Consider the following 14,246-nt stretch of genomic DNA (forward strand, 5'->3'; position numbering starts at 1 on the left):
ACTCCCGTGTGCTGCAATGTGAAAAGCGGTTTGCACGGGAGTTAAAAGGGTTTTATCATCACATGCTGATTTACCCACCAACCCGACAATCGGAGCGAGATAATGAAAGCTGTTTATATTGCCATGATGGCAGCCGCAGGCATCGTGATGGCCGGCCAAGCACAGGCCGACGAAGCCCTGGCAAAAGCAAAGAACTGCATGGCTTGCCATGCCATCGACAAGAAGCTGGTCGGTCCGGCTTACAAGGAAGTTGCCGCCAAGTACAAGGGTGACAAGGCTGCTCCGGCCAAGCTGGCTGCCAAGGTCAAGGCGGGTGGTAGTGGTGTTTGGGGTCCGACTCCGATGCCGCCGAACAACGTTACCGAAGATGAGGCCAAGAAGCTGGTTACCTGGGTTCTGTCCCAGAAGTAATTTGCGCTTGGAAGCAGAAAGCCGGCCATGGGCCGGCTTTTTTGTTTTCATAGGTGTTGACACGGGCTTGTGTAGTCAGGATAATCTTGCGTTCTCCGGAGGGATACCCAAGCGGTCAACGGGAACAGACTGTAAATCTGTCGGCTCTGCCTTCGAAGGTTCGAATCCTTCTCCCTCCACCAGATTGAATGCTGTAGCGGCCTGTGCTGCGGGCAAAGGATAAGCGGGTGTAGCTCAATGGTAGAGCTGAAGCCTTCCAAGCTTAAGACGAGGGTTCGATTCCCTTCACCCGCTCCATGTGCGGTACAGCTGGAGTTTTAAGGTAGGCCCATGTGGCTCAGTGGTAGAGCACTCCCTTGGTAAGGGAGAGGTCGGCAGTTCGATCCTGCCCATGGGCACCACCGATTGGCTTGGATTCTGGATTTTTTATTTATCTGATTATTGAGGAACTAGAATGGCTAAGGAAAAATTCGAGCGTACCAAGCCGCACGTAAACGTCGGCACGATTGGTCACGTTGACCACGGCAAGACGACGCTGACGGCTGCGATCACCACGGTGCTGGCTGCCAAGTTTGGTGGTGCTGCCAAGGCATACGACCAGATCGATGCGGCGCCGGAAGAAAAGGCTCGTGGTATTACCATCAATACCGCCCACGTCGAATACGAAACCGCAAATCGTCACTACGCCCACGTTGATTGCCCGGGTCACGCTGACTACGTCAAGAACATGATTACCGGTGCTGCCCAGATGGACGGCGCCATTCTGGTCTGTTCCGCTGCTGACGGCCCGATGCCGCAAACCCGCGAACACATCCTGCTGGCTCGCCAGGTTGGTGTGCCGTACGTTCTGGTGTACATGAACAAGTGCGACATGGTTGACGATGCCGAGCTGCTCGAGCTGGTCGAAATGGAACTGCGCGAACTGCTGTCCAAGTACGATTTCCCGGGTGATGACACCCCGATCGTTCATGGTTCCGCTCTGAAGGCCCTCGAAGGCGACCAGTCCGAAATTGGCGAGCCGTCGATCTTCCGTCTGGCCGATGCGCTGGACTCCTACATTCCGACCCCGGAGCGTGCTGTTGATCTGCCGTTCCTGATGCCGGTTGAAGACGTCTTCTCGATCTCTGGTCGCGGTACCGTGGTGACCGGTCGTATCGAGCGTGGCGTTGTCAAGGTTGGTGAAGAAATCGAGATCGTCGGTATCCGTCCGACCGTCAAGACCACCTGTACCGGTGTTGAAATGTTCCGCAAGCTGCTTGATCAAGGTCAGGCTGGCGACAACGTTGGCGCGCTGCTGCGTGGCACCAAGCGTGAAGATGTTGAACGTGGTCAAGTGCTGTGCAAGCCGGGTTCGATCACCCCGCACACCCACTTCACTGGCGAAGTGTACGTTCTGTCGAAGGATGAAGGCGGTCGTCATACCCCGTTCTTCAACAACTACCGTCCGCAGTTCTACTTCCGCACGACCGACGTGACCGGCGCGATTTCGCTGCCGGAAGGCGTTGAAATGGTTATGCCGGGTGACAACATCCAGATGACGGTCAAGCTGATTGCGCCGATCGCCATGGAAGATGGTCTGCGCTTCGCTATCCGCGAAGGTGGTCGTACCGTTGGCGCCGGTGTTGTCGCCAAGATCATCGAGTAATCGCTGGTTTTTGTAATTGAGGCGCTTCGGGAAACCGAGGCGCTTTGGTTTTTCTGCCGCAGGGGTGTAGCTCAATTGGTAGAGCAACGGTTTCCAAAACCGTAGGTCGGGGGTTCGATTCCCTCCGCCCCTGCCACTCTCTTTAAAGATCGCGAACGTCATGGCTGACAAGATCAAGTTTGCGCTGGCGCTGGTTATTCTGGCGGCTGGCGTGGCTGGTTTCTACCTGCTCTCCGAGCAGGCATTGATTTTGCGCGTCCTTGCGGTTCTCGTCGGGCTGGCGCTTGCAAGTGCCGTGGCCTGGAAAACTGAGCCGGGTCAGCGTTTTTTTGCATTTGCCAACGAGGCTGTTGTCGAAGCAAAAAAGGTGGTGTGGCCTTCTCGCAAGGAAACCATGCAGACAACAGGTGCTGTATTTGCCTTTGTTGTTGTTATGGCCTTGTTTCTCTATCTGACTGACAAGAGCCTCGAGTGGGTTCTTTATGATCTCGTGCTGGGCTGGAAGAAATCATGAGTAAACGCTGGTATGTCGTACATGCCTACTCCGGCTTCGAGAAAAGTGTAATGCGCGCCATTCAGGAGCGCATTACCCGCTTGGATATGCAAGATAAATTCGGTCGGATTCTGGTTCCGGTTGAAGAAGTCGTCGAGATGAAGGGTGGTCAGAAATCCATTTCCGAGCGCAAGTTCTTTCCGGGCTATGTGCTGTGCGAAATGGAAATGGATGATGACTCCTGGCACTTGGTGAAAAACACGCCAAAGGTGACCGGTTTTGTTGGCGGGACTGCCAACCGTCCGACGCCGATTTCCGAAAAGGAAGTTGAAAAGATTATGCAGCAGATGCAGGAGGGGGTTGAAAAGCCACGTCCGAAAGTGCTGTTTGAAGTTGGTGAGGTTGTTCGTGTCAAGGAAGGTCCGTTCACGGATTTCCATGGCTCGGTCGAGGACGTGAATTACGAAAAAAATCGCTTGCGTGTGTCTGTGACCATTTTCGGTCGTGCCACGCCGGTTGAGCTGGAGTTTGCTCAGGTCGAGAAGTCCTGAGTCAGGGATTCAAGGGTCAGCCGGAGACCCGTTGTTCCGGCAAGAGGAGCGTGAGTAAGTTGATTGTTTGACTGAAAGCGCGCTACAACTCACGAGTTAGGAGTCATTATGGCCAAGAAAATTATTGGCTACATCAAGCTGCAAGTGCCGGCAGGCAAAGCAAATCCGTCCCCCCCGATCGGTCCGGCGCTGGGTCAGCGCGGTCTGAATATCATGGAATTCTGCAAGGCATTCAATGCCCAGACGCAAGGCGTTGAGCCGGGTCTGCCGATTCCGGTCGTGATCACTGCTTTTGCCGACAAGTCTTTCACTTTTGTGATGAAGACTCCGCCGGCAACGATCCTGATCAAGAAGGCTGCCGGCATCAAGTCCGGTTCGGCCAAGCCGCATACCGACAAGGTCGGCAAGATCACCCGTGCCCAGGCTGAAGAAATTGCCAAGACCAAGATGCCCGATCTGACGGCTTCCGATATGGATGCTGCTGTTCGTACGATCGCTGGTTCCGCCCGCTCCATGGGTATCACGGTTGAGGGTCTGTAATCATGGCTAAGCTCACGAAAAAACAAAAGGCCCAACAGGGCAAGATCGTCGCAATGAAGCTCTATCCGGTGCAGGAAGCACTGGCGCTGGCCAAGGAAACTGCGACTGCCAAGTTCGATGAATCGATCGACGTTGCTGTCAACCTCGGTGTTGATGCTCGCAAGTCGGATCAAGTGGTGCGTGGCTCCGTCGTGTTGCCGGCTGGTACCGGCAAGTCGGTGCGTGTGGCTGTTTTCGCCCAGGGCGAAAAGGCTGAAGCAGCCCGTGCTGCTGGTGCCGAAGTCGTCGGTTTTGACGATCTTGCCGCTGACGTCAAGGCCGGCAAGCTGGATTTCGACGTTGTGATCGCAACGCCTGATGCCATGAAGGTCGTTGGTCAACTCGGTCAGGTTCTGGGTCCGCGTGGCCTGATGCCGAACCCGAAGGTTGGCACGGTGACCATGGATGTGGTTACCGCCGTCAAGAATGCCAAGGCTGGTCAGGTTCAATACCGTACCGACAAGGCCGGCATCATTCACGCCACGATCGGTCGTGCTTCCTTCTCGGTCGAAAATCTCGAAACCAACCTCAAGGCGCTGATTGATGCGCTGCAGAAAGCGAAACCTGCTACCTCCAAAGGTCAGTATCTTCGCAAGGTTGCTGTTGCTGCCACGATGGGCCCCGGCGTTCGCGTCGATCAGGCTACGCTGGTTGGCTAAAAAGTACTTTGGGCTGTTGGCAGTCGTTTAACAACGGTTGCCAGCAGATCGTCAAAGACCGCAGGCGCCCCGGTAACGGAGCTTAATAGCGAGAGCACCCTGCGCAGACGGTGTCCCAGAACAAGATTTTCTGCTGGCCGGTAACGGGCAGCATAGCTTCTGGTTCAGGTCGCCGTAGGTGCGGCGGGAAATTCTTCCCGTCGTGTTATGACTTGAAAGGAGGAAAGACCTGTGGGTCTCAATCTGAACGACAAAAAAGCGGTTGTAGCTGAGGTGTCGGCACAAGTGGCCAACGCAGAGACTATCGTGATTGCCGAATACCGTGGCATTGAGGTTGTTGACCTCACCGTGCTGCGCAAGAAGGCACGCGAGTCTGGTGTGTATCTACGTGTGTTGAAGAATACCTTGGTTCGTCGCGCGGTCGCGGGCACTTCGTTCGCCGACCTGGCTGACCAAATGGTCGGTCCGCTGATCTATAGCGTATCCGCCGATCCCGTGGCTGCTGCGAAGGTTCTTAACGACTTCGCAAAAACCAACGACAAGCTCGTGCTCAAGGCTGGCTCTTACGCTGGCAAGGTGCTCGACAAAGCCGGTGTGCAGGCTCTCGCCTCCGTGCCGAGCCGCGAAGAGTTGCTCTCCAAGCTGTTGTACGTCATGCAAGCTCCGGTTGCCGGCTTCGTCCGCGGCCTCGACGCTCTGGCAAAACAACGCGAAGAAGCTGCCGCTTAATCCTCACCGCATACGAACTGATTTAGGAGTTTATTGAAATGGCAATTAGCAAAGAAGACATCCTGGAAGCCGTTGGCTCCCTGACCGTTATGGAACTGAATGACCTGGTCAAGGCATTCGAAGAGAAGTTTGGCGTTTCCGCTGCTGCCGTCGCCGTTGCCGGTCCGGCTGCTGGTGCCGCTGCCGCTGCTGAAGAGCAGACCGAATTCACCGTCATGCTGCTCGGTCCGGGCGACAAGAAGGTTGAAGTCATTAAGGTCGTTCGTGCTGTTACCGGCCTGGGCCTCAAGGAAGCCAAGGATCTGGTCGACGGCGCTCCGAAGGCTGTCAAGGAAGGCGTCTCGAAGGCTGATGCAGAAGCCCTCAAGAAGCAACTGGAAGAAGCTGGCGCCAAGGTCGAAGTCAAGTAATCGACTTGCGCTATCCGGGCTGGCGGTTTACCGCCAGCCCTTTTGTGCTTTGTAGTACAGGCCTTACTAAACCAGAAACGAACTTGAATAACGCCAACTGGCAAACGCAAGCGATGCTTTCCTCTTCCCCAAAAGGGAGGCGAGCCCGTTTGCGTTTGCCTGTTTCGACAGGTTCCATGTTTGATTTCATCCTCACGGAGTTACCATGACTTACTCCTTCACCGAGAAGAAACGCATCCGCAAGAGTTTTGCCAAGCGCGCCAGCGTACTTGACATTCCCTTCCTGCTTGCGACCCAGCTCGAGTCCTTCACCGCTTTTTTGCAAGCGGAAGTCCCTGCTGAAAAGCGCAAAAACGAAGGCTTGCAAGCCGCGTTCACCTCGATTTTCCCGATCGTTTCTCACTCCGGCAATGCGCGTCTTGAGTTCGTCAGCTTTATGCTGGGCGAACCGGCATTCGATGTTACCGAGTGCCAGCAACGCGGCCTGACTTTCGCTTCTTCCCTGCGTGCTCGCGTGCGTCTGGTGATCATGGATCGCGAAGCGCCCGATACGGTCAAGGAAGTGAAGGAGCAGGAAGTGTACATGGGCGAAATTCCGCTCATGACCACCAATGGTTCCTTCGTGATCAATGGTACCGAACGCGTCATCGTCTCGCAGTTGCATCGTTCTCCCGGCGTGTTCTTTGAGCACGATCGCGGCAAGACACACAGCTCCGGCAAGTTGCTTTTTTCGGCACGGGTTATTCCTTACCGTGGCTCATGGCTGGATTTCGAATTCGATCCGAAAGATACGCTCTTTTTCCGTGTCGACCGTCGCCGCAAGATGCCGGTTACGACGCTGCTCAAGGCGATCGGCATGTCCTCCGAAGAAATCCTCAGCGAGTTCTTCGACTTCGATACCTTCCTGCTTGGTCAGGAGAGCGTCGAGTTCACATTGGTTCCCGAGCGTTTGCGTGGCGAGGTTGCCCGTTTCGACTTCGTCGGGCCGGATGGCAAAGTCATTGTTGCGAAAGACAAGCGCATCACCGCGAAGCACATTCGCGACATCGGTGCCGCCTCGCTGAAGCAGATCGTTGTACCGGAAGACTTCATCATTGGCCGGGTGATTGCCAGAAACATCATCGACAAGGCAACCGGCGAGGTCGTTGCCAATGCGAATGACGAGATCACGGAAACCTTGCTGGCCAAGCTGCGTGAAGCTGAAATCACCACCGTCGAGACGTTGTACACGAACGATCTGGATCGCGGTGCTTTCATCTCCAATACGCTGCGCGCCGACGAAACGGCTTCGCGTCAGGCTGCCCGTGTCGCGATCTATCGCATGATGCGTCCGGGTGAGCCGCCGACGGAAGAAGCTGTTGAAATCTTGTTCAACGGCCTTTTCTATTCTGATGAGCGTTATGACCTCTCCGGCGTTGGCCGGATGAAGTTCAACCGTCGCCTGGCTCGCCAGGATGTCATTGAATACAAGGTCATGGTCCGCAGTCTGGCCTCCAAGGCTGAAGCCGCCCTGCGCAATCTCGCTGAGGGTTCCGGCTTCCCGCTGGCCGCCATTCAGGATCTGGTTGGCCTGATGCCTTACGGTCCGCGTGCTCTCTCCGAGAATCTGACCAAGGAAGCTGCAGAAGCGCTAGCTGCAAAGATCAAGCCGCTTGGTGCGAATGTCGAAGTGCGCGAACAGCTGACCCTCTCCCCGCGCGACATCGTTGAAGTCATCAAGATTCTCGTCGAATTGCGTAATGGTCGCGGTGAAATCGACGACATTGACCACCTTGGCAACCGTCGTGTTCGTTCCGTCGGCGAATTGGCCGAGAATCAGTTCCGTGCTGGTTTGGTGCGTGTCGAGCGTGCCGTCAAGGAGCGCTTGTCGCAAGCCGAGTCCGATAACCTGATGCCGCATGACCTGATCAACGCCAAGCCGATCAGTGCTGCCATCAAGGAGTTCTTTGGTTCCAGCCAACTGTCGCAGTTCATGGACCAGACCAATCCGCTGTCGGAAATTACCCACAAGCGTCGTGTTTCCGCTCTTGGCCCGGGTGGTCTGACCCGCGAACGTGCCGGTTTTGAAGTACGTGACGTGCATCCGACCCACTATGGTCGCGTCTGCCCGATCGAAACGCCGGAAGGTCCGAATATCGGTCTGATCAATTCGCTGGCTCTGTTTGCTCGCGTCAATGATTACGGCTTCATCGAGACTGCCTACCGCAAGGTCAATGACGGTCAGGTGACCAACGACATCGAATATCTGTCGGCGATTGAAGAAGGTAATTACGTTGTCGCCCAGGCCAATGCCGCGCTCGACGAAAACAACCGTCTGTCCGATGATCTGGTGACTTGCCGCGAAAAGGGTGAAACCATTCTGGCCGAACCGGCTCGCGTCCAATACATGGACGTGGCTCCGGGCCAGATCGTTTCTGTCGCTGCCTCGCTGATTCCCTTCCTTGAGCACGATGACGCGAACCGCGCGTTGATGGGCGCCAACATGCAACGTCAGGCCGTTCCTTGCCTGCGTCCGGAAAAGGCGCTGGTTGGTACTGGCATCGAGCGTACTGTGGCTGTCGACTCGGGTACTGCCGTTGTCGCTCGCCGCGGCGGTATGGTTGATTACGTTGATGCCGGCCGTGTCGTGGTTCGCGTCAATGACGACGAAACCGTAGCCGGTGAAGTCGGTGTCGATATCTACAATCTGGTGAAGTACACCCGCTCCAACCAGAATACCAACATCAACCAGCGTCCGCTGGTCCGCGTTGGTGACAAGATCGCCCGTGGTGATGTGGTGGCCGACGGTGCGTCGACCGACAAGGGCGAACTCGCTCTCGGTCAGAACATGCTGATCGCCTTCATGCCGTGGAATGGCTACAACTTCGAAGACTCGATCCTGATCTCCGAACGCGTCGTTGCTGAAGATCGCTACACCTCGATTCATATCGAGGAACTGACGGTTGTGGCTCGTGACACCAAGCTCGGTCCTGAAGAAATCACCCGCGACATCGCTTCGCTGGGTGAGTCGCAGCTGTCCCGCCTGGATGATTCCGGCATTGTGTACATTGGTGCCGAAGTTGAAGCTGCCGATGTACTCGTCGGCAAGGTTACGCCCAAGGGCGAAACCCAGCTGACGCCGGAAGAAAAGCTCTTGCGCGCCATCTTCGGTGAAAAGGCTTCCGACGTTAAGGACACCTCGCTGCGCGTGCCGTCCGGCATCGCCGGTACCGTGATTGATGTCCAGGTCTTTACCCGTGAAGGCATTGAGCGCGACAAGCGTGCCCAGTCGATCATCGACGAGCACCTGCGTCACTACAAGCTCGATCTGGCTGACCAGATGCGTATTGTCGAGCGCGACGCTTTCGCCCGTATCGAACGTCTGATCGTTGGCAAGAAGGCCAATGGCGGTCCGAAGAAGCTGGCCAAGGGTTCAACCATTGACCAGGCCTACCTGGACGGAATGGATCCGCATCACTGGTTTGACATCCGTCTGGCTGACGACGAGATTGCTCAGCAGTTGGAGCAGGTCAAGGATGGTCTGGAACAGGCCCGCAAGGACTTTGACTCCGCTTTCGAAGCCAAGCGCAAGAAGCTGACGCAAGGTGATGAACTGCCGCCTGGCGTGCAGAAGATGGTCAAGGTTTATGTCGCCGTCAAGCGTCGCCTGCAACCGGGTGACAAGATGGCCGGTCGTCACGGTAACAAGGGTGTTGTTTCACGCATCCTGCCGGTTGAAGACATGCCGCACATGGAAGATGGCAGCCCGGTCGACATCGTGTTGAATCCGCTTGGTGTACCGTCGCGGATGAACGTCGGTCAGATTCTTGAAGTTCACCTTGGTCTCGCTGCCAAAGGCCTTGGTCACCAGATCAATGCCATGCTGCGCCAACAGGTTGCCGTGAGCGAACTGCGCGCATTCCTCGACAAGATCTATAACGCCAGCGGCAAACAGGAAAACCTGGATGAACTGAGCGATGCTGAAATTGTCGAAATGGCGGGCAACCTGACTTCCGGTGTGCCGTTTGCGACGCCGGTGTTCGATGGCGCCAAGGATAGTGAAATCAAAGCCATGCTGGCTCTGGCCGGTATGCCGTCTTCCGGTCAGATGACCCTGTTTGATGGCCGTACTGGCGAGCCGTTTGAGCGTCAAGTCACGGTTGGCTACATGCACTACCTGAAGCTGCATCACCTGGTTGATGACAAGATGCACGCCCGTTCGACCGGCCCGTACTCCCTGGTCACCCAGCAGCCGCTGGGTGGCAAGGCACAGTTCGGTGGTCAGCGCTTCGGTGAAATGGAAGTGTGGGCCCTCGAAGCCTATGGCGCATCTTATGTGCTGCAGGAAATGCTGACGGTGAAGTCCGATGACGTGAATGGCCGGACCAAGGTCTACGAAAACATCGTCAAGGGCGAGCACAGGATTGAAGCCGGCATGCCGGAATCCTTCAATGTGCTGGTCAAGGAAATCCGTTCGCTGGCGATCGATATCGATCTGGAACGTTACTGATTTAGGGCTGGGAGTTAAACGATGAAAGCATTGCTCGATCTATTCAAGCAGGTAACCGCCGAAGAGGAATTCGACGCGATTACCATTGGTCTCGCCTCGCCCGAAAAGATCCGTTCCTGGTCCTACGGTGAAGTCAAGAAGCCCGAAACCATCAACTACCGCACCTTCAAGCCGGAGCGTGACGGCCTGTTCTGCGCCAAGATCTTTGGCCCGATCAAGGATTACGAATGCCTGTGCGGCAAGTACAAGCGCCTCAAGCATCGTGGCGTGATCTGCGAAAAGTGCGGCGTTGAAGTGACGCTGGCCAAGGTGCGTCGTGACCGTATGGGTCACATCGAACTGGCCTCGCCGACCGCTCACATCTGGTTCCTGAAGTCGCTGCCGTCCCGTCTTGGCATGGTGCTCGACATGACGTTGCGCGACATTGAACGCGTCCTGTACTTCGAAGCCTATGTCGTGACTGATCCGGGCATGGTCTCGAATCTGCAACGCAGCCAGTTGCTGACGGAAGAACAGTATCTGGAAATGATGGAAGAGCATGGCGATGAATTCCATGCCCTGATGGGTGCCGAAGGTATCCGTGAACTGCTGCGCAACCTCGATCTGCCGAGCGAAGTCGAATCGCTGCGCGCCGAACTCGAAGTCACCGGTTCGGAAGCCAAGAACAAGAAGCTCGCCAAGCGCCTGAAGATTCTTGAAGGTTTCCTGAAGTCCGGCATCAAGCCGGACTGGATGGTCCTTGAAGTCCTGCCGGTGCTGCCGCCGGATCTGCGTCCGCTGGTGCCGCTGGATGGTGGTCGTTTCGCCACCTCCGACCTGAACGATCTGTATCGTCGTGTCATCAACCGCAACAACCGTCTGAAGCGTCTGCTCGAGCTCAAGGCCCCGGAAATCATCGTGCGCAACGAAAAGCGCATGCTGCAGGAGTCGGTTGACTCCCTGCTCGACAATGGTCGTCGCGGCAAGGCAATGACTGGCGCCAACAAGCGTCCGCTCAAGTCGCTGGCCGACATGATCAAAGGCAAGGGCGGTCGTTTCCGTCAGAACTTGCTGGGTAAGCGCGTCGACTACTCCGGCCGTTCGGTCATCGTGGTCGGTCCGCAGCTCAAGCTGCATCAGTGCGGCCTGCCCAAGCTGATGGCGCTCGAGTTGTTCAAGCCCTTCATCTTCCACAAGCTGGAAGTGCTCGGCTACGCCACCACCATCAAGCAAGCCAAAAAGATGGTCGAAGGCCAGGAACCGGTCGTCTGGGACATCCTCGAAGATGTCATCCGCGAACATCCGGTCATGCTGAACCGTGCGCCGACGCTGCACCGTCTGGGTATCCAGGCGTTCGAACCGACCCTGATTGAAGGCAAGGCCATCCAGCTGCACCCGCTCGTCTGTGCGGCCTTCAATGCCGACTTCGACGGTGACCAGATGGCTGTCCACGTTCCGCTGTCGCTCGAAGCGCAGATGGAAGCCCGGACCCTGATGCTGGCCTCCAATAACGTGCTGTCGCCCGCCAACGGCCAGCCGATCATCGTGCCGTCGCAGGATATCGTGCTGGGTCTGTACTATGCGACCCGTGAAAAGGTGAATGGCAAGGGCGAAGGCATGTACTTTGCTAATACCAATGAAATCGAACGCGCCATGGCGGCCGGTGAGCTCGATGTGCACTCGCGCATCTCGGTTCGTATTCCGCAATATGAGCCCGCAGCGGTCGACGGTGAATGGGACGAGAAAATCGTTCGCGTTGAGACCACTGCCGGTCGTGCGTTGCTCTCCAAGATCCTGCCGAAGGGCATGCCGTTCAAGAGCATCGATCGCGCGCTGAAGAAGAAGGAAATCTCCAAGCTGATCGACGAATCCTTCCGCCGTTGTGGTCTGAAGGAAACGGTGGTTTTTGCCGACAAGCTGATGCAGAACGGTTACGCCCTGGCGACCCGTGCCGGTATCTCCTTCTGTTCCGACGACATGCGTGTTCCGGCCAAGAAGCACGAGATCATTGCTGCTGCCGAAGCCGAAGTTAAGGAAATCGAGATCCAGTACACCAACGGTCTGGTGACCAATGGTGAGCGCTATAACAAGGTCGTCGATATCTGGGGTCGTACCGGTGACCAGGTCGCCAAGGTCATGATGGACGAACTCGGCCACGAGGAAACCATTGATCGTCACGGCAAGAAGGTCAAGCAGGACTCGTTCAACTCCATTTACATGATGGCCGACTCCGGTGCTCGCGGCTCCGCAGCCCAGATTCGTCAGCTGGCCGGTATGCGCGGCCTGATGGCGAAGCCGGATGGCTCGATTATCGAAACGCCGATTACGACCAACTTCCGCGAAGGTCTGAACGTTCTCCAGTACTTCATCTCAACCCACGGCGCTCGTAAGGGTCTGGCCGATACGGCACTGAAGACCGCCAACTCCGGTTACCTGACGCGTCGTCTGGTCGATGTGACGCAGGATTTGGTTATTACCGAAGACGACTGCGGCACCAAGAACGGCTTTGCCGTCAAGGCGCTGGTTGAGGGCGGTGAAGTGATCGAGGCGCTGCGCGAGCGGATTCTTGGTCGCGTTACGGTCGACGATCTGGTTGATCCTGAAACCCAGGAAACAGTCATTTTCTCGGGCACCATGCTCGACGAGGATCTGGTTGATCTGATCGACAAGCTCGGTATCGACGAAGTCAAGGTCCGCACGCCGCTGACCTGCGATACGCGTTACGGCTTGTGCGCCAAGTGCTACGGTCGTGACCTCGGTCGCGGCTCGATGGTCAATGCAGGGGAATCGGTTGGTGTTATCGCCGCCCAGTCGATCGGCGAGCCGGGTACCCAGCTCACCATGCGTACCTTCCACGTCGGTGGTGCGGCCTCCCGGGCGGCTGTTGCTTCCCAGGTCGAGTCGAAGTCGGCCGGTACGGTCCGCTTTACCGCGACCATGCGCTATGTCACCAGCGCCAAGGGTGAAAAGGTCGTCATTTCCCGTTCCGGCGAAGTGTTGATTACCGACGATCATGGTCGCGAGCGCGAACGCCACAAGGTTCCGTACGGCGCCATGCTGTCTGTCGACGATGGCAAGGTCGTCAAGGCTGGCGTCAAGCTGGCCACCTGGGATCCGCATACCCGTCCGATCGTTACCGAGTATGCCGGTACCGTTCGCTTCGAAAATGTCGAAGAGGGTGTCACTGTTGCCAAGCAGGTTGACGATGTGACCGGCCTCTCGACGCTGGTTGTCATCGACAACAAGCGTGGCGGCAAGGCTGCAACCAAGGGGCTGCGCCCGGTGGTCAAGCTTCTCGACGAAAATGGTCAGGAAGTTCGTATTGCCGGCAGCGATCATCACGTCTCCATTGCCTTCCAGGTTGGCTCGATTATTTCGGTGCTGGATGGACAGCAGGTTGGCGTTGGTGATGTGCTGGCACGTATGCCCCAGGAATCTGCCAAGACTCGTGACATTACCGGTGGTTTGCCGCGGGTTGCCGAGTTGTTTGAAGCCCGTACGCCCAAGGATGCTTCTGTCCTGGCTGAATACACGGGTACGATCAGCTTCGGCAAGGACACCAAGGGCAAGCAGCGTCTGGTGATTACCGATCTGGACGGCAATGTTCATGAGTTCCTCATTTCCAAGGACAAGCATGTCCTGGTTCACGATGGTCAAGTTGTGAACAAGGGCGAGAAGATTGTCGAAGGCGAACCGGATCCGCACGACATCTTGCGTCTGCAGGGTGTCGAGGCTCTGGCGCGCTACATCACTGATGAAGTTCAGGACGTTTATCGCTTGCAAGGCGTGAAGATTAACGACAAGCATATTGAAGTGATCGTCCGCCAGATGCTGCGTCGGGTTGCGATTACCGAGCCGGGTGACACCAAGTTCATCAAGTCTGAACAGGTGGAACGCGCAGAGTTGCTGGCCGAAAATGATCGCGTCCTCGCTGAAGGCAAGCTGCCGGCCAACTTCGAACACATGCTGCTCGGTATCACCAAGGCCTCCTTGTCGACCGATTCCTTCATCTCCGCCGCTTCCTTCCAGGAAACGACACGCGTCCTGACCGAAGCTGCAATCATGGGCAAGCGCGATGAACTGCGCGGTCTGAAGGAAAACGTCATTGTTGGCCGCCTCATCCCGGCTGGTACCGGTCTCGCTTATCACCGCGCCCGGAAGGCCGCGGCGGCTGGCGATACCTCGGCTATTCGCCTCGAAGCAGCAGACGAAGTTGTTGTTCAGGAAGCTGATCAGGCATCCTGAGTTAGTAAGCAACCCCCATGTTTCGTTGACATGGGGGTTGATCAACCATAAAATCT

At 56.5% G+C, this 14,246-nt stretch carries 10 protein-coding genes and 4 tRNA genes; all 14 read left to right on the plus strand.

Annotated features, from left to right (window positions below; genetic code table 11):
* Nucleotides 1-102: 102 nt before the first annotated feature.
* The 14 genes from KI612_RS01520 (at nt 103) to rpoC (ending at nt 14,190) form a co-directional block, all read left to right on the plus strand.
* Entirely contained in the window at nt 103-411 is a 309-nt protein-coding gene (locus KI612_RS01520; RefSeq protein ID WP_226442087.1) for a c-type cytochrome, read from the plus strand.
* A gap of 97 nt (nt 412-508) precedes the next feature.
* Nucleotides 509-593, plus strand: a tRNA-Tyr gene (locus tag KI612_RS01525).
* Nucleotides 594-634: 41 nt separating this feature from the next.
* Nucleotides 635-708 (plus strand) — tRNA-Gly (locus KI612_RS01530).
* Between the two features lie 29 nt (nt 709-737).
* Nucleotides 738-812: transfer RNA gene (locus KI612_RS01535), tRNA-Thr, on the plus strand.
* A gap of 53 nt (nt 813-865) precedes the next feature.
* The gene (gene tuf, locus KI612_RS01540) at nt 866-2,056 is read left to right on the plus strand and encodes an elongation factor Tu (RefSeq protein WP_226442088.1); all 1,191 of its coding nucleotides are present in this window, start codon (nt 866-868) and stop codon (nt 2,054-2,056) included.
* A 60-nt stretch (nt 2,057-2,116) separates the two neighbouring features.
* Nucleotides 2,117-2,192: transfer RNA gene (locus KI612_RS01545), tRNA-Trp, on the plus strand.
* Nucleotides 2,193-2,216: 24 nt separating this feature from the next.
* On the plus strand, nt 2,217-2,570 hold the full coding sequence (secE, locus tag KI612_RS01550; protein WP_226442089.1) for a preprotein translocase subunit SecE: 354 nt from the start codon (nt 2,217-2,219) through the stop codon (nt 2,568-2,570).
* A complete protein-coding gene (gene nusG / locus KI612_RS01555) occupies nt 2,567-3,100 on the plus strand; it encodes a transcription termination/antitermination protein NusG (protein ID WP_226442090.1) in 534 nt (177 codons plus the stop codon). Before secE ends, nusG begins: the two co-directional genes overlap by 4 nt.
* 108 nt (nt 3,101-3,208) lie before the next feature.
* Nucleotides 3,209-3,640: a 50S ribosomal protein L11 gene (gene rplK / locus KI612_RS01560; RefSeq protein WP_226442091.1), complete on the plus strand. Its 432-nt coding sequence runs from the start codon at nt 3,209-3,211 to the stop codon at nt 3,638-3,640.
* Nucleotides 3,641-3,642: 2 nt separating this feature from the next.
* Complete coding sequence (rplA, locus tag KI612_RS01565; RefSeq protein WP_226442092.1) at nt 3,643-4,338, plus strand: 50S ribosomal protein L1; 696 nt, start codon at nt 3,643-3,645, stop codon at nt 4,336-4,338.
* A gap of 231 nt (nt 4,339-4,569) precedes the next feature.
* Nucleotides 4,570-5,067 carry a 50S ribosomal protein L10 gene (rplJ, locus tag KI612_RS01570; RefSeq protein ID WP_226442093.1) on the plus strand — a complete coding sequence of 166 codons (498 nt, stop codon included), beginning with the start codon at nt 4,570-4,572 and terminating at the stop codon, nt 5,065-5,067.
* A gap of 38 nt (nt 5,068-5,105) precedes the next feature.
* Nucleotides 5,106-5,477 carry a 50S ribosomal protein L7/L12 gene (gene rplL, locus KI612_RS01575; RefSeq protein ID WP_226442094.1) on the plus strand — a complete coding sequence of 124 codons (372 nt, stop codon included), beginning with the start codon at nt 5,106-5,108 and terminating at the stop codon, nt 5,475-5,477.
* A 205-nt stretch (nt 5,478-5,682) separates the two neighbouring features.
* On the plus strand, nt 5,683-9,966 hold the full coding sequence (gene rpoB, locus KI612_RS01580) for a DNA-directed RNA polymerase subunit beta (RefSeq protein WP_226442095.1): 4,284 nt from the start codon (nt 5,683-5,685) through the stop codon (nt 9,964-9,966).
* A gap of 21 nt (nt 9,967-9,987) precedes the next feature.
* Nucleotides 9,988-14,190, plus strand: coding sequence for a DNA-directed RNA polymerase subunit beta' (gene rpoC, locus KI612_RS01585; RefSeq protein ID WP_226442096.1), 4,203 nt, complete (start codon nt 9,988-9,990; stop codon nt 14,188-14,190).
* Nucleotides 14,191-14,246 lie beyond the last annotated feature (56 nt).

Source organism: Quatrionicoccus australiensis (genome assembly GCF_020510525.1).
GTDB lineage: Bacteria > Pseudomonadota > Gammaproteobacteria > Burkholderiales > Rhodocyclaceae > Azonexus > Azonexus australiensis_B.